General features: G+C 38.9%; 14 protein-coding genes and 1 tRNA gene. 12 read left to right on the top strand and 3 right to left on the bottom strand.

Annotation, left to right across the window (positions count from 1 at the left end):
• Positions 1 to 3 precede the first annotated feature (3 nt).
• Entirely contained in the window at positions 4 to 2,157 is a 2,154-nt protein-coding gene (locus ACWIB3_RS16165; protein WP_454292136.1) for a DUF4954 family protein, read from the top strand.
• Positions 2,158 to 2,221: 64 nt separating this feature from the next.
• Here ACWIB3_RS16165 and ACWIB3_RS16160 read toward each other — a convergent pair whose 3' ends face one another.
• Complete coding sequence (locus ACWIB3_RS16160; RefSeq protein ID WP_454292154.1) at positions 2,222 to 3,616, bottom strand: 3-keto-disaccharide hydrolase; 1,395 nt, start codon at positions 3,614 to 3,616, stop codon at positions 2,222 to 2,224.
• 124 nt (positions 3,617 to 3,740) lie between these two features.
• Between ACWIB3_RS16160 and ACWIB3_RS16155 the strand changes: the two genes are divergently transcribed.
• The 3 genes from ACWIB3_RS16155 (at position 3,741) to ACWIB3_RS16145 (ending at position 7,769) form a co-directional block, all read left to right on the top strand.
• Positions 3,741 to 5,156 (top strand): Gfo/Idh/MocA family oxidoreductase, encoded by a 1,416-nt coding sequence (locus ACWIB3_RS16155; protein WP_454292135.1) that lies wholly within the window; start codon positions 3,741 to 3,743, stop codon positions 5,154 to 5,156.
• A 27-nt stretch (positions 5,157 to 5,183) separates the two neighbouring features.
• Positions 5,184 to 6,203 carry a 3-keto-disaccharide hydrolase gene (locus ACWIB3_RS16150; protein WP_454292134.1) on the top strand — a complete coding sequence of 340 codons (1,020 nt, stop codon included), beginning with the start codon at positions 5,184 to 5,186 and terminating at the stop codon, positions 6,201 to 6,203.
• A gap of 459 nt (positions 6,204 to 6,662) precedes the next feature.
• Positions 6,663 to 7,769 carry an L-dopachrome tautomerase-related protein gene (locus ACWIB3_RS16145; protein WP_454292133.1) on the top strand — a complete coding sequence of 369 codons (1,107 nt, stop codon included), beginning with the start codon at positions 6,663 to 6,665 and terminating at the stop codon, positions 7,767 to 7,769.
• Here the strand turns inward: ACWIB3_RS16145 and ACWIB3_RS16140 are convergent.
• Together ACWIB3_RS16140 and ACWIB3_RS16135 are read right to left on the bottom strand one after the other, a co-directional pair.
• A complete protein-coding gene (locus ACWIB3_RS16140) occupies positions 7,764 to 8,063 on the bottom strand; it encodes a Smr/MutS family protein (RefSeq protein ID WP_254528207.1) in 300 nt (99 codons plus the stop codon). The two genes, ACWIB3_RS16145 and ACWIB3_RS16140, sit on opposite strands and share 6 nt — an antisense overlap.
• A gap of 142 nt (positions 8,064 to 8,205) precedes the next feature.
• Entirely contained in the window at positions 8,206 to 9,108 is a 903-nt protein-coding gene (locus ACWIB3_RS16135) for a hypothetical protein (protein ID WP_254528209.1), read from the bottom strand.
• A gap of 226 nt (positions 9,109 to 9,334) precedes the next feature.
• On the opposite strand from ACWIB3_RS16135, the gene ACWIB3_RS16130 reads away from it, so the two are divergent.
• From ACWIB3_RS16130 to ACWIB3_RS16095, 8 genes are all read left to right on the top strand, one after another.
• A tRNA-Pro gene (locus ACWIB3_RS16130) sits at positions 9,335 to 9,408 on the top strand.
• An 800-nt stretch (positions 9,409 to 10,208) separates the two neighbouring features.
• Positions 10,209 to 10,490, top strand: a complete 282-nt coding sequence (locus ACWIB3_RS16125) for a hypothetical protein (protein WP_454292132.1) — start codon at positions 10,209 to 10,211, stop codon at positions 10,488 to 10,490.
• Positions 10,491 to 10,636: 146 nt separating this feature from the next.
• Positions 10,637 to 11,155 (top strand): GNAT family N-acetyltransferase, encoded by a 519-nt coding sequence (locus ACWIB3_RS16120; RefSeq protein WP_454292131.1) that lies wholly within the window; start codon positions 10,637 to 10,639, stop codon positions 11,153 to 11,155.
• A gap of 638 nt (positions 11,156 to 11,793) precedes the next feature.
• The gene (locus ACWIB3_RS16115) at positions 11,794 to 12,327 is read left to right on the top strand and encodes a hypothetical protein (RefSeq protein ID WP_454292130.1); all 534 of its coding nucleotides are present in this window, start codon (positions 11,794 to 11,796) and stop codon (positions 12,325 to 12,327) included.
• Positions 12,328 to 13,129: 802 nt separating this feature from the next.
• Positions 13,130 to 14,761: a hypothetical protein gene (locus tag ACWIB3_RS16110; protein ID WP_454292129.1), complete on the top strand. Its 1,632-nt coding sequence runs from the start codon at positions 13,130 to 13,132 to the stop codon at positions 14,759 to 14,761.
• A 2-nt stretch (positions 14,762 to 14,763) separates the two neighbouring features.
• Positions 14,764 to 15,180 (top strand): hypothetical protein, encoded by a 417-nt coding sequence (locus ACWIB3_RS16105; protein WP_454292128.1) that lies wholly within the window; start codon positions 14,764 to 14,766, stop codon positions 15,178 to 15,180.
• Positions 15,181 to 15,411: 231 nt separating this feature from the next.
• Positions 15,412 to 15,624, top strand: a complete 213-nt coding sequence (locus ACWIB3_RS16100; protein ID WP_454292127.1) for a hypothetical protein — start codon at positions 15,412 to 15,414, stop codon at positions 15,622 to 15,624.
• Between the two features lie 979 nt (positions 15,625 to 16,603).
• On the top strand, positions 16,604 to 16,931 hold a 328-nt coding region (locus tag ACWIB3_RS16095), incomplete at its 3' end, for a hypothetical protein (protein ID WP_454292126.1).

The following is a 16,931-nucleotide window of genomic DNA, read 5'->3' as shown; positions in this document are numbered from 1 at the left end:
ATCATGGGATACATAATAAAGATACCATTAAATCGGATTGGGTATGATTTCATACCCGCCGATTATCTACCAAAGGGAAAAGACGAGTACTACCTTCGTTTTGAACAAAACAAATCCAACAAGCAATATAGAAATCTGACCGAGGAAGAGATCCGCATCCTCGAGCTCAATCATAATGAATCTACCGATTGGAATGATGTGCTCGTTACGGATAAATTTCTTCCGAAACAGATCAAAAGATCCAAGTTCTTTGGTTTGGTCAGGATCGGCGATATGGAAGAGGTCTACCTGGAATATCGCGATATCCGCTTGCCGGTCGGGATCTATAATTCCCAGATCATTTCATGTGATCTAGGGGACTGTGTGGCCCTGCATCAGGTCCGTTATATTGCCCATTTCATCGTTGGGAACGAGGTTATCTTGCTCAATGTAAATGAAATGGAGACCAGCTCGAATGCAAAATTCGGGAATGGAATCTTAAAGGTCGGTGACCCGGACAAAAGCAGGATCTTTTTGGAGCTTTGCAATGAGAATGGTGGCCGTTCGGTTCTTCCATTTGATGGCATGCAAGCTGCCGATGTCTATCTATGGACACGCAACAGACAAGATAAAGAGTTACAGCAACGCTTTTTTGATATCACCAATGAAAAATTCAACGATATCAGAGGCTACTATAGTGAAATCGGTGATCGTACCGTAATCAAGAATTCCCATACCTTCAAAAACGTTAAGATCGGTTCAGATGCCTATATCAAAGGAATCTCTAAACTGAAAAACGTAACGATCAATTCCACCGCTGAGGCCTATACCCAGATTGGTGAGGGTTGTGAGCTGGTCAACGGGATCATTGGCTATGGCTGTAGGGTATTCTATGGCGTGAAGGCAGTACGTTTTATCCTATCATCCTATTCGCAGCTGAAATATGGCGCCAGATTGATCAACTCTTTCTTGGGCGACAACTCTACCATTTCCTGTTGTGAGGTCCTTAATTCGCTTATTTTCCCTGCGCATGAGCAGCACCATAACAATTCGTTCTTGTGTGCAGCCTTGATCAAAGGTCAGAGTAACATGGCGGCGGGAGCAACTGTGGGATCCAACCATAATTCAAGAGGTGCAGATGGCGAGATTATCGCAGGTCGTGGCTTTTGGCCTGGGCTGTGTGTGAGCTTAAAGCACAATTCCAGGTTTGCATCTTATACCCTGATCGTAAAAGGCGATTTCTTGCATGAACTGGATATCAAATTCCCGTTTTCTTTAGTGAGCAATGATGTTACCCATGATCGCTTGATCATCGTTCCGGGCTATTGGTTTATGTACAATATGTATGCATTGATGCGTAACACCAATAAATTCATCAGTCGGGATAAACGTTCCTTCAAGAACCAATATTTCGAATATGATATCTTGGCGCCAGATACGGTGAATGAGATATTTACAGGAATCAAGGAAATTGAACAAGCTGTCAGTAAATCCTTGAATACCGATAATCCTGCAGCATGGTTGAACAATAATGAAAAGGCTGTCGATGAAATCTTCCTAGACAATGCGGAATTCTCTAAGCGCAAGGTTGTGTTGCTGAAACCAAAGGAAGCCTATCAATTATTCAAGAAATTAGCTCGATATTATGCGGTCTGCCAGGTTTTGGAGCATGTTGACCCGATGGATTTCAACAAAACTATCCAAGCCTTGGTCAACGCAGGATTGAAAAGAGAGGAATTTGAGAACGTCGGTAGCCAATTGGTTCCAGTAAGTAAATTGGACCAGCTGCTACAGGACTTAAAAGACAAGAAAATCAACTCTTGGGATGAAATGCATAAAAACTACCATCACTTGAGTGATGCTTATATCCAAGATAAATTAAAGCATAGTTTAGCTTCCTTACAAGAGGTTACCGAAACAGATACAGCTGAATGGAACGCTGATTTCTGGAACAAGCTATTTGATGAGGCCTTGGAAACCAAGAAATGGATCTGTGATGAAATCTATAATTCCAGAAGCAAGGATTACCACAATCCTTTCCGCTTGATGGTTTATGAGAACGAGGAAGAGATGAATGAGGTGGTCGGTCGATTGGAAGACAATAGTTTTATCAATCAGCAAAGTGCCGAATTCGAGGGATTCCAAAACAAAGTCCAAGAATTTAAAGCGCAATTCTAACGTAAAGCATAAAAAGGGAAAGGACCGAAAAACATTCGGTCCTTTCCCTTTTCTATTTTATTTTCTATAATTCTTTAATCTTGATGCTCCTGAACGCTACGGCGTCCCCATGGTCTTGCAAAAGGATATGGCCTTGTTCCGCCTCGCCGAATTTCTCCCAGTCCTTGTACTTACTGCCAGCCACCAACTTCCTGAAATCTTCCGAACCTCTTACAAATTCCAACATCTTGAAGCCATTTAGGTAATAGGTGACATGATTATCCGGCGTAACCACGATTCTGCCGCGGTTCCATTCCCCAATTGGTTTTCTAGGTCTTGGATTGCGATCCGAAGTGATCAAGTCATACAAGGAAGCCAAGGTACGATTGCCATCTTTTCCTAATTTAGCATCGGGGTGAAGTTCATCATCCAAGATCTGATATTCTGGACCGATAGCAGATCCAGCTGTCTTTTCATCCAGGGTCACAAAGTATTTCACACCCGAATTAGCTCCGGGAGTCAGTTTAAAATCAAAGGAAAGGTCAAAAGCCTTGTACTGTTTATCAGTAACGATGTCGCCACCGTTGGTCGATTCCGCACCATCCGATTTCTGTACTTCAATCAAACCGTTTTCGATCTTCCAACCTTTTTCAGGGAACTTATCGCCACGAGCGCTATGCCAGCCTTGGCTGTCCTTGCCATTAAAGAGCAAGCTATATCCGGCTGCCTTTTCGGCTTCCGAAAGATCATTGGCACGGGTGTTAACCACATAAACATCCTTAGGAAATTCTTGGGGCTTCAGGTCTTTGGTCTGAATACGGATATTCTTAAAATAAACCTTCTTACCATCCAATGAATCTGGGATCGCATGGACCTGCAGTGCTATAAATCCAGCATCATCCAAGCTATCTACCACAAAAGCTGCTGGCACACCGTTCACCCAAGTTCTGGTTTCATTGCCGATGGCCTCGATCCGGTAGTGGTTGAATTCATTTGGCTTAAATGCCGTTTTCGCATTCGGGTTTAGGTCCAATGGGTAAAGCCATTCCCTCCGGCCTTCATCGTAGATTCCTCCGGTCCATGCTCTAGCAGTTGGATCAATGTCCATTTGGCGACCATAGACCCTTCCAGCACCATTGTTGGCAGTTGAATCAAAATGGCTTCGGGTCTGAACACCTGAGTTGGTGGTGCTTCCCTCCAGTTTGACATCCAGTTCCAATATAAAATCGCCATATTCCTTATCCGTTACCAAAAAGGAATTTGGCAAACCTTTCGTCATTACCCCAACGATAGCATCATCTTCAACATGATAATCTGCCTTTCCAGCCAAAGGTTTCCAGCCAGTCAGGTCCTTACCATTGAACAGATTTTCCCAGCCATCCGCATTTTTGTTCGCTTGTTGGCAGGAAATAGTCAATGAACCCAATAGAAGAAGTCCGAATGTGCCTTTAAAAACAGATCTCAAATAGGTATTTCTCATCATAATATGTCTTTATTGTAACAGGTTTATGGATTAATGTCCAATAAGGTGACTGAAATTAGGAATTTTTTTTAATTTTAAGCTAATCATACATGTAACATTCGTAAACCTAAACATATTACAGATGAATCATTATTTTTCGAGAAGAAGTTTTTTAAAGAAATCCATTATTGCGGGTGGAGCCTTGACGATGGCAAGCAGTCCATTGGGAAATATCTTGATGGCCAAGCCAAATGAAAGGGTGAACCTAGCGGCGATTGGGATTGGGAATAGAGGTGGAGAAATCCTGATGGATCTATATAAAACGGGTTTATGTAATATTGTTGCGCTATGTGATGTGGATATGGGGGCTAAGCATACGGAAGCTGCCATCAAGCAATTTCCAGATGTTCCACGTTTTCAGGACTTCCGCCAAATGTTCGATAAGATGGGTAATCAGATCGATGCGGTGACGGTCGGAGTTCCAGATTTTTCCCATTTCCCGATTACCATGATGGCGCTTGACCTGGGGAAACATGTCTATGTAGAGAAACCTATGGCGCGCACCTTTTTAGAGGTAGAGCTGATGATGGAAAAAGCTAAGAAGAACCCAAAATTGGCGACCCAGATGGGTAACCAAGGCCATTCCGATGCCAATTACTTCCAGTATAAGGCATGGACCGAGGCGGGGATCATCAAAGATGTGACCCAGATCGTCGGTCATATGAATATGCCGCGCAGATGGCATGGATGGGATGTCAATATCAAGAATTTCCCACCTGCAGAACCCATTCCTAGCACAATCGATTGGGATCTTTGGCAGATGCAGACCATCGGTCATAATTACAACAAAGACTTTATCAATGGGCAATGGCGTTGCTGGTTCGATTTCGGAATGGGAGCCTTAGGCGATTGGGGTGCACATATCCTCGATACTTCCCATGAATTCCTGAAATTGGGCCTTCCGACAGAGGTAGGAGCCGAGATGCTAGAAGGGCATAATTCCTTCTTCTTCCCGATGTCATCCACCTTGAAATTCAGCTTCCCTAAGCGCAAGGGCATGCCAGCCTTGGATATCATGTGGTATGATGGTATCAATAACCTGCCTCCAATTCCAGAAGGATATGGCGTATCGGGACTGGATCCGAATATTCCGCCACCAAGCACCGGTAACCTGGAGCCAGCTAAATTAAACCCGGGTAAGATCATTTATGGAAAAGACCTGACCTTTAAGGGCGGTTCACATGGCAGTACACTATCTATCATTCCAGAACAGAAGGCAAAAGATATCGCGAATAAACTTCCAGAAGTTCCGGCATCACCTTCCAATCACTTTGCAAACTTCCTGAAGGCCTGTAAAGGGGAGGAGAAGACGCGTTCACCGTTCGAAATTGCAGGTCCATTGAGCCAAGTTTTCTGCCTTGGCGTGATCGCGCAGCGCTTGAACGGAAAATTTAAGTTCGATCCTGTCAAAAAAGAGATTACAAATGATAAATTTGCAAATGCACTCTTGATCGGACCTCCGCCTAGGACCGGGTTCGAACAATACTATAAAGTTTAAAATAATAATCAATCAAATACATTAAAGATGATCAAACAATTTGCTTACGGTTTAGCTTTCACCAGTATTCTTGGATTAGGCTTGACTTCGTGCCAAAACGGTACCCAAGATAAAGCAGACAATCAAGACAAAAAAGAAGAAGTGGAACACAACCCTGCATCTCAAACTATCCCAGAAGAATCAAAGGACCTATTAGGTCGTTGGGATTTGAACGTTGACAAGAATGGTACACAGGTGCCTTCCTGGATTGAAATCAAATTATCTGGATTCACTACTTTGGTAGGGTACTGGGTAGGAGATAGCGGCAGTAGCAGACCCATCTCCCATATCAAGCTTCAAGATGGAAAGTTTTCTTTCGCTATCCCACCACAATGGGAAGGTGGCAATGGGGATATCTCGATTGAAGGTGAATTGGCAGGTGCTGAAATCAAAGGTACCATCAGCAACAATAATGGTGAGAAATATACTTTCACTGGTACAAAAGCGCCTTACCTGAACCGTACTGCTGAACCAACTTGGGGAAAGCCGGTAGAATTGTTCAATGGAAAGGACCTGACAGGTTGGAAACCATCAAACGACAAGAACAAATGGGTCGTTAAAGATGGTATCTTGACCAATGAAGATGCCGGTGCTAACCTGATCACTGAAAAATCTTTCGAGGACTTTAAATTAAACCTGGAGTTCAAGTATCCTGAAGGCAGTAACTCTGGTGTTTACCTTAGAGGTCGTTACGAAGTTCAGATCGAAGACTCACCAAAAGATAGACATCCCGGCAACCTTTATTTCGGTGCTATCTACGGATTCTTGACGCCGAATGCAATGGTTACCAATGGTCCTAATGAATGGAACAATATGGAGATCACGCTAGTTGGTCGTTTGGTATCAGTGGCTATCAACGGTAAAACGGTGATCGACAAACAGGAAATCCCTGGAATTACCGGTGGTGCACTTGATTCAAAAGAAGGCGAACCAGGACCACTTTATATACAAGGTGACCACGGCCCGATTGAATTTAGAAAAATTACGATTACGGAGGCTGGGAAGTAGTATTTAGTATTTAGTACTTAGTATTTAGACTTGATGGGTCTCTATTAAAGCTAAAGAAAAATGGTATTTAGACCTATGTCTGTTACATAGTCTGAAAATATAATAATGAAGGAGCTTGCTAGCAATGGCAGGCTCCTTTTTTGATTTATAGTTCTTGGATAGAATTTTGGCTGAAAAATTTTTGAATTCGGGGAGATTTTGGGATTATTTATGGGGTCTTATTCGAGACTCATTCGAGGCATATTCGGAAAATTCCAGCCTGGCTAAAATTTTATTCAGGTCATATTCGAATGATCCTCGAACCATTCTCGAAGATGCCTCGAATGAAGTCCATTAATATACTTGGAAATTATCGGTTTTGTTGGATAGAATTATTCACTTCCAAATTGATTTGTCCAAACAGTATTTTGTATCTTTTGTTGTTTAGTTAGGTGCTGGTAAATCTTGCAACAAATTTAAATGATGATGAAAACTTTACCCTTATATATCCTATTAGCTGTTTCCTTTATTTTCAATGCTATGGCCCAAAAACAAGATCCTAATCTGCAGGTTGTCGCTTCCTTTGGGAAGTCCCAGCCCATCGGTGTCTCTGTTTCTTCTGATAACCGAGTATTTGTTTCATTTCCACATAAGGATCCCTATCTATTTGGATTGACCGAGATCGTCAATGGCGAGCGCAAAGCCTTTCCAAATGAAGCCTGGAATGCCGTGGAAGGCGACTATAAGGAGCATTTTGTCAATGTGCAGGATATCTATGTGGATACCGATGATCAACTGTGGGTATTGGATTCCAAACCGGCTCCATCAGGTTCCATCTTTGGAAAAGAGGGGGGAAGCGATAAGAAAGAAGGACAGTTCAAGCTGGTCCAGATAGATTTGAAGAGCAATCAGGTAAAGCAAGTATTTACGTTTGAAGATTTGGACAAGAGCAAATCGGGCTTAAATGATGTTCGTGTTGATACAGATAAAAAATTGGCTTACCTATCCGACCCTGGTCAGGCATCTGTAATCGTTCTAGATCTCCAGACCGGGAAAAGTAGAAAGCTCTTGAGCAATAGTAGCTTTACCTTGGCAAAACCAGATGTGGTTCTAGCTTATCATGGAAAGGAGATGCGGGATAAGGATGGTAATCCATTCAGATCAAATGTCAATGGTATTGCACTGACCAAGGACAATAAGTGGTTTTATTTTAAACCGATCAATGCGATGAACCTGTATAGGATTGAAACCAAGTACCTGGTCGATGCAAATCTGACTGATGAAGCCCTAAAATCCAAGGTAGAAGACATGGGTGAAGTCGGGATTACGCATGGCCTTGTCGCTGATCAGGAAGGAAACATCTATCTGACGACTTCCCTTGATTATTCGATTCGTCGGTTGACTCCAGAAGGTAAATTGGAAATCGTGGTTCAAGATCCGCGATTGCTTTGGCCGGATTCCCTAGGTGTTGGTTCGGATGGATACCTGTATTTTTCTTGTGCACAAATGCAGTTGTTGTCCCAATGGAATGATGGGAAAGACTTGGTACAATATCCTTATGAGGTCTATCGGGTGAAGGTCTTATAGCCCGATTACCACCACTACAATATCTTCATTGGCATAGGAGGGATGGAAATGACTGATGGCATTGGATTGCTTGTAGATCTTTAATTCCTCGTAAACCGCGTTTTTAAGGGCTCCTTTGCCTTTTCCATGGATAAACTTGATTTCCGGATATCCCCAATAAATCGCAGCGTCTAACTGTTCCCTAAGGTAATCTATCGTTTCTGCCAATAGTTCATCCAGTTCATAACTGTCCAAATCGGCCAAGAATGCTTCGGCATGCAGGTCGACAGTTTTGGGGGGCTTGGATAGGGACATTAAAGAGTATTTAGTATTTAGTATTTAGACATGAGATGTGAGATATGAGATATGAGAAATGTCCATCCCTAATTAGAGTTGACCGTTTTAATACTTATCACTTATTTCTTATCTCTTATTTCTTATGGGGCAAAGTTAAGGATTAATTGATGGATCTGCCGATTAAACTTGGTAACATGGCTTTGGCTTCGTCGATTTTTTGTTCTTGAAGGAGTGCTATGTAGGGTTCCAGTTTTTTGTAGGTGGCAGAGTTGGGTGAAAAATCCTTGAGGTAGCTGTATGCTTCCTGGAAGTAGGGGGAGATCTGCTGACTTTCGATGGCCGGGGTATTGTCCATCCCGATGGTTAGCGTCGTGAAGTATTTCTCGTATTCTTTCTGTGCTTTTTCGCCTGCGATGGAACCCTTAGTTTTATTGGCAAAGTCTTCATACCAAACGGTTCGTTGTACCAATGACTGGAAAGGGATCGCAATGGCCGCATCGTCTGCATAGCCTTCCATATTATCACGGCCGATCTGTTGCAATAAGATTTCTAGGTCAGAAGTGATATAAGGGTAGAAGTTTTCCTGGAAATAGATCGGGTTAGCTTCTAGGTCGAACATCCCTTCTGTTTCGCGGACACGGAATCCGTTGCGGTTGATCTTGTCGTACGCTTGTTCCAGGTCACTTGGGACGGCCGCTTTGCCGCCATCGAATTCAATGTTGACCAATGGGCGGTAGTTTGTTTCATCATCAAAAGCCGAGCGGTGCGCATACATGGATACCTTGTCGATATAGTCCATGATCAGGGCTACCCCTTTATCATTTTCTGGGCTTTCCTTCTTTTCAAAAAGTTCCTTGAATTTAGAGGTTGCTTTTCCCACGCTTTCAATGTCTGTGGAGTCGAGAGCCAAGATATAATCCTCCAAGGCCTCCGCTTTTGTCAGGTTGTATTCTTCGGGATTCTCCACCGTGGTACTGTCGGAGTTTTGTTGTTCCTTATTGTTGGAGACACAGGCCGTCAGGCATAGGGAGAAGATCAAGCAATTTCTAAAAATTTTTGTCATAATTTTTTTGATAATTATGTGTGATGGAAGATGAATTCCACCCCAAATATCGTATTTAAATCCTATTTATAAGTATAAACGTTCAAATGGGGGATAATGTGTCGAGGAATTTTTATTTTATTGGCATAATAATCAATTGGTTAATTTAATGTTGCTTTTATCATTTGGAAGATTGTGGGGAAAGATTGTATATTTGTGCCACACAAGAAAAAAGGTGATACCTTCTCGGGGTGTAGCGTAGCCCGGTATCGCGCCACATTTGGGATGTGGAGGTCGTAGGTTCGAATCCTGCCACCCCGACTAAAAAAAGCTCGACTTAGGTCGGGCTTTTTTTGTGTCCGGGTGTGGCAGATTCGAACCGTGGTTCGATCCGAAGGAGCTTCAGGGGAGTGTTTGGGGTGTGCGGGGCTGAAGCCATCCTGCCACCGTTGCGGAGTATTTAGTAGAGAGTAATTAGTATTAAGTATTAAGTATTTAGAGCCTTTCTGCGGTGCTAGTTAAGTCGATAACAGGATTTACGCTCGACTTAGGTCGAGCTTTTTTATGTCCGAGTGTGGCAAATTCGAACCGGGGGTTCGATCCTTGGGGAAGTATTAAGTATTTATATCCATGCATTTCTTTCCAAAATATCGTTACGTATTCCTTTTAAGATTTTATTGTACTAGCAGCTTAACGTTGTAGGCGAATACTCTTTTCAAAAGAGATATAATTCTTTCGCTATCCATAATAATTGACTATGATATCGAGCAGATATACAGGAAAATATTATATTTAAGAACTTGATTAACGAAGTCGCTTAAAGAGACTATTTGGTGTAATAGTATTTCGTCAAAAAGGTAGTTAGCTGCAAGACTTTTCAAAATTCCCGCTTATTATATAGAATGAAAGAAACATTAATTATTAATCAAAAACTTAATAAAGAAACTTTATTTAATAATCTTGTCTAGTCAAATATTAAAATTAATGATTATGCAAAACTAATCTTTAATCATCCCGAATTTAAATACACAAATTCTGAAGATCAAATTAATATAGTACAATTAAAATTAAGTGATATAGGGCTTAAAAATGGTGGGAACTTTGAACAAGTTGAAAGAGCTATGAAATCAAATAATTTTGATTTTTGCCCTTTGGAATTTGCACCTTATATTAGGATGCATTTTCACTCACAAAAATCATCTAGAATAATTACTAAAAATCAACATCCACCTGATTCAATATTAATTTTTTCCAAACCATTAATTATTGATGATGATTTTCCAAAAGGCTTTTACATTAGAAATATAGAGAATACTCTTTGGTTAAGAGGCTATATTTGTTCAATGGATTATTATTGGGAATCAGGAACTGAAATAATTTTAAAGAAAAAGTCCTGCATATAACAAGGTATTGCCAACAGCAGGACTAAAGTGCTTCGACTGAGCATTTGTAAAAGGTTCAACTTTAGGATTTCTTTTGAACTTTTGTGCTAAAAATTCCACTTTCGCCAAGCCGTAAACCTAATGTGAAAGCCTTTCCACACACTCCAATGAAAATAATTTTAGAAACAGATCGTCTTTATTTGCGAGAACTTAATATTCAAGATTCCGAGGATTTCTATAACTTGAATCTAAATCCAAACGTTATAAGGTATACAGGAAATTCTGCATTTAAAAATATCGAAGAAGCAAAACAATTCTTATTAAATTATCAAGATTATGAATTGAATGGTTTTGGAAGATGGGCGGTAATTGAAAAGGAAAACGAAGAATTTTTAGGCTGGTGCGGTCTTAAATATGATAAGGGAAATAACGAAACAGATATTGGCTTTAGATTTTTTGAAGAAAAGTGGAACAAAGGTTATGCTACAGAAAGTGCAAAAGCTTGTGTTGAATATGGATTTGAAAAACTGAATCTAATAACAATCATAGGAAGAACCATGAAAAATAATATTGCGTCGATAAAAGTATTAGAAAAAATAGGTTTACAATTCGTAAATGAATTTGATTTTGATGAAGCCAATATTGGATTAATCTATAAAATTGAAAATAATAAGGCATTCCCATAACATCGGTTTGCGAAATGGCGCGTTAAGGGAAATATAGAAGGATTGTGCAAATTTATCCGTAACAGCCTTTTATGTTTCCTTTTTTTATATTGGTAAATATAAAAAAGCTGTTGCTCAAGTTAGTGCAAATTGAAAGTTCGCGCTTTTTATCTGCCACTCTCGCAAATCCGCGGCTCGTTAGTTCTCAAGCTAAACGACACTAACAATGACTAGAGGAATTATACTTACGGGACTAATGGGATAAATCTTAAACTTGTTTGGCTGTTCAGGACAGATAAAGAAAGATGCCGGAAAATTGTCAAAAGAAATGCTGGAACCAATTGCCAATTCAATTGAAGCTTTTAAAAACAGACCAGTTCAATAATAATTTATTATCAGCTTTCTCAAGTTATCTACTCTCTCGTTTGAAGAGAAGAATCTGTACGTCCACACTAAATTTCATCATCTATACCTGCATACATAAATAAAGTTTATCACCTAAAAGTGTAGATAAGATAAAATATTCTTTTAGGTAATTAAATTAATTAAAAATAATATTACCTTTGCGCCTCTTGTAAAAATAGATACAATGGAGATAATGGACAATGGAAAGCAGGAGTGCTTTTTAAAAATAGAGAATAAAAAAAGGATATAGTTTGATGAAAAATTACATAACAATAGTTGTGTTGCTGTTTTCTATAACGGTTAGCAGTGCACAGGATAGGCTGGTAAAGCCATTGAATCGGATCAATTTAGGGGTTTTTCCAACTGGAATAAACTATTCGCGAGAAATACAAATAGCTAAGAGATCGACAGTGGAGGGTTCTGCCGGAATATCTTTAGCATATTATATAGATAATTTTGGCGTACAGTTTAGAACTGACCTGTCCGTTGATTACAAATTTTATTACAATATTGGAAGTAGGGAGAGAAAAGGTAAAAACACCGCTGGAAACAGCGGTTCTTTTGTAGGAGCAACCGCTTTTTCAGACCTTTTTCCCTTGAATAAATTAGAACTATCCAATAATAAAGGTTTCTTGTTTGGCGGAGCCATCTTTTGGGGAATACGTCAACAAATTAGAGATAGTGGTTTTCAAGTTAACTTTCTTGGAGGACCAGCTCTTGCAAAGAAAGAACCTACTAATCAAAACACTTCACTTTTTGTAAGGACAGGTATCTCTTACATTTTTTAAACTGAATAATATATAATTAATTGGTTTGTAATGTGATGTAAAATAGGGTAATAGGATTTTTTCTTCGTTACTTTTGAAGCGCAAAAGTAACCAAACCGACGAAGGGGCTCACGGATTCCAAAAAAACAATTCGAATCCGTAAAACGCTTCGGCCCAGTTAAGGTGGCTTTTCGCACGACCCATCGCACATGAAAAGAATGCCTTGTTGTCGGGAATATCTTCCTTCAAAATTCTCTTCTTTGATGGAGAATTTTTTGAAAGCATTCCAAGGCCAATCCCATCGCACAGGGCATCGGCATTCTTTCCATTTTTCCGCCACTGGAAATGAGCCATGGGCTAAAGGACTTCCTTCGGAAGAATGAATGTTCCTTGACTCACGAACATTGCAGAATCGCACCAATGAAAGAACCCTGGAAGGGCAGAATTATTTTAGAAATGTTAATTAACAAAACATCAGTTTTTCGCTATTTAAGGCTAACGTACCATGTTTGCTAAAATAATGGAACCCTCGATAGGGTTCTATATAAAAATTTCATGAGCCAAATTGTTTTCGTTGCCCGCAAGCTGTCATCACCTTCCGATAAATTGAGTTCAAATATTTAATTCTCAGCATGAACAAAAAAAATCTTTTCTTAATAACATGGTCAGTATTGGGGCTTGAAGGATGAATGCGGCTCTAATACCGATAAAATAAACCTTAAAATTATGATAAAGAGAACGAATTAGATTTTTGTAAAAAAATATATTTAAGCATTATTTTGTAGAGAATAAAAACTATCTTTATGTGATAAAAAATTAAATAATGAGAAAAATTGTAAAACTCGTCTTTTTGATACTTGTTGTAACATCTTGTAAGCAAGAGGTCATCCCAGAGAAGGGTCATCATGATCCCAATAGTTTTAAGGCATCATCTATTGGGAAAAAACTTGAAAATCCATATTCCTTGAAAAACATGAATATGGCATTTGTGAATCTATTAAAGAGTGAAGAAATTGACCGAACGGACTCTCTCGGAAATAACACTTGCAAAAACTGCAGTGGATATCCAATGTTGTTGAAGCCAACACACATATACGTGAAAATTTTGCCAAGGGATTCAGTACATTATGAGGAGTTAATACAAGATACTAATATTGTTGTGTTTGATCATCCACTTGATGTGGAGGTTAGTGAAGGCGAAAATGCTGTTATGGATAATATAGAAGGAAATGGACTAAAATACCTATATACAAAACTATCTTTAAATTCAAAGGCATTAACAGCTTTTGCCGATGCCGAAACTTTAGATTCCCTCTATATTCCTATAGAATCAGACATATCGGATATTGATTCATTTCCTTTAGATGATGAAGGTAATATAATTAAACATTCTGGAAAGAATATAAATTTTTACGATATTCTTGATGAGTCAATGCGAATAACGGGGCATTTGGATAATGTAATTAAAACGAAAAGACTTTTTGGATCTAGATGGTATCCAAGTGCAACGATTAAGGCTTTCGATAGTAAACTTAAGAGACAGTTGCCACTTCATGGTGCCAAGGTTAGGATTAGGCACTTTTTGCATTGGCAAACAAGATATACGAATACTGAGGGCTATGTAAGGTTTGGTAGGCATAGATACCCTGTAAACTATAGTGTAGTTTGGGAACATAATGGATGGACTATTCGTGACGGTTGGATATTGCAGGCATTTTATAATGGTCCCAGGTTAAAATCTCATTGGAATTTAGAGATCGATGGTGGTAAATCTGGTCATTATGCTGCAATTCATAGAGCCAGTATTAGAAGTTTTTATGGTAATAACCTAAATTTGCCAAGGCCTTCGCGTTTTAGAAAACAAAAGATCTGTTATATTGATAAAAAAGGTACTGGAGACTATTGGGGAAATGTTGGAATGGGAGTCCTTCCAGATATAAGAATCTACGGAAAAAAAAATATTAATGGACAAAGAAAGGACGACTTTAATGTAATGGCAACTACATTTCACGAACTGGGTCATGCTGCACATTTAGTTTATGTCGGGAAAGTCCATTTTTTTACAACAGGAAAAGCTGTTGTTGAAAGCTGGGCAAATGCTGTTGAGTGGGAATTGATTAAGAAAGAGTATTATGATCTCGGATTTCCTATTTATGATACGGATGAAAAATACGATGAATTAACAAATCAACTCATTTGGCCAAATGTTGATAAGTCTTTTCCTTACACACCTATCTTTTTGGATTTAATAGATGATTTAAACCAAAGGGTAGCCAGCAATAACTACAGTCTTCCTAACGATAATGTTAAAGGCTATACCATATTCCAACTGAGCAGACTTTTACCTAAGATTAAAAGGATGAGCCATCTCAGAGATGAGGTCAAAAAAATAAAGCCTAGGGGAGTGACAGATTCTCAAATAAATGATCTATTCAGCATATTTTTAAGTTATTAACGATGAAAAGAATTTTCCCTGTATTAATAATTGCTCTTTTAACCTCTTGTATAATTACAGAAACACCTTTTCCAAATCGATTTTACCGATATGCGAATAACACTGATCTTGATTTAGAATTAATAAGGTATGACATAAAGTATGGAAGAGATATGGAAAATAAATATATTTATCGCTACAAGATCAAAAAAAATGATTCTCTCTTAGTAGATGATAGCATAGAAAAAGATGCTAGAATTGATTCCATTAAAATTGTTTTTGAAGATGGTAAATTTCAAATGTTTAAACGTAGTGACCGTGACGTTTATCCAAAAAGATGGGAAAAAGGTCCTTTAAATGATTCCAGATATAGGCAAACTGAAAATATTGATATTAGAAAATATACAATAGATAATTCGATTTATAACTTATCAAATTAGAGGAGCTTCAGGGAAGTGTTGGGGGTTTGCGGGACTGAGCCAATCCTGCCAACGGTGGTGTAGTATATGGTAGAGAGTATTTAGTATAGAATATTTAATTTTTTTAGAGCTTTTCTGCTGTGCTAGTTAAGACGATAATAGGATTTTTTCTCTGTTAATGATGGAGCCCAAAAGTTCCAAACCGACAAAGGAGCTCACGGATACCAAAAACAAGTCGAATCCGTAAAACCTTTGGCTCATTTAAGGTGGCTTTTCGCACTGTCCTTCGCACATGAAAAGAATGCCTTGTTGTCGGGAATATCTTCCTTCAAAATTCTCCCCTTAGATGGAGAATTTTTTGAAAGCATTCCAAGGCCATTCCCATCGCTGGAGGCAACGGCATTCTTTCCATTTGTCCGCCAAGGAAATGAGCCGGAGGCTAAAGGACTTCCTTCGGAAGAATGAATGTTTGTTTGTAGGAAACCCCTGGAAGGGGTGAAATCTTTGTAGGAAAATTGGATTTCAAAACGGATAACCCACAGCGTGGGTGAAATATTTTTCTGAAAATCTCTACTGAATTCATTTCCAATTCTGAACGATCAGTGGAGAATCTGTACGTAAATGTCTCAACACTTCCTTGTTATTCTTGATCGAAGATCAAGGACCTGTTCGCCCATGATGTAGTTTTATGTATGGTTCTGATATCATTTTCTGAATGGCTCCAAGATTCTTCGTTCCTAGCAATGACATTTTGATGAAGTCTGTTTCTAGGTATTTAGACCCATATTTATTTTCCAGAAAAATCTCTCTTTTGGCGACCTACTGCCCTAGAAGGGCAGAATTATTTTAGATGAATGGTATCGAACAATATAGGGCTAATGCAAAAGCGATGTTCGATTATTCGAACATCGCTTTTGCACGAATTTCAGGCTAATGTGTCATTTATGCTAAAATAATGGAACCCCAAAAAGGGTTATATCTCTAAAATTAAAAAAAAATTGCCTTCCACTTTCCTGTCATCACCTTCGGATAAATTTTACCAAACTTTTACCTCTCAGCATGAAACAATAAAACCTTCCCTCAATGACGTAGCCGGTAAAGGGATTTCAAAGATTTGCGGCCCAAATACGGATAAAATAAACCTTAAACATATCGTAATATAGAACGGATAGTTTTTTTGTAGAAAACATTTAACCAATACTTTATACGAATGACATATCATAATTAGATAAAATTTATATTTTAGAGAAAATATTTGAAATGATTTCCTCATGTTTACCCTAACACCTTTTAAGCAAGAGATCCTCCCCGAGGAGGATCACCATGATCCCAATAGCAATAGGGCATTGTCTGTTGGGAAAGACAAGAAAATCCATTTCATAGACGGGGGCTGTGATAGATGCTCACATTAATGAACTTTTAATATATTTTTAATTGACTAACGATGAAAAATTTTTTTCCTATTTTAATTATCTTTCTTTTAACCTCCTGTATAATTATAGAAACACCTTTTCCAAATCGATTTTACCGATATGCGAATGACACTGATCTTGATTTAGAATTAATAAGGTATGACAGAAAGTATGGAAGAGATAAGGATAAAAAATATATTTATCGCTACAAAATCAATAAAAAGGATTCTCTCTTAGTAGATGATAGCTTAGAAAAAGATCCTATAATTGATTCCATTAAAATTGTTTTTGAAGATGGTAAATTTCAAATGTTTAAACGTAGTGACCGTGACGTTTATCCAAAAAGATGGGAAAAAGGTC

The organism is Sphingobacterium sp. NPDC055431 (assembly GCF_053644255.1).
Note: the sequence above shows the minus strand (reverse complement) of the source record. Positions and strands in the feature narration are given on the sequence as shown.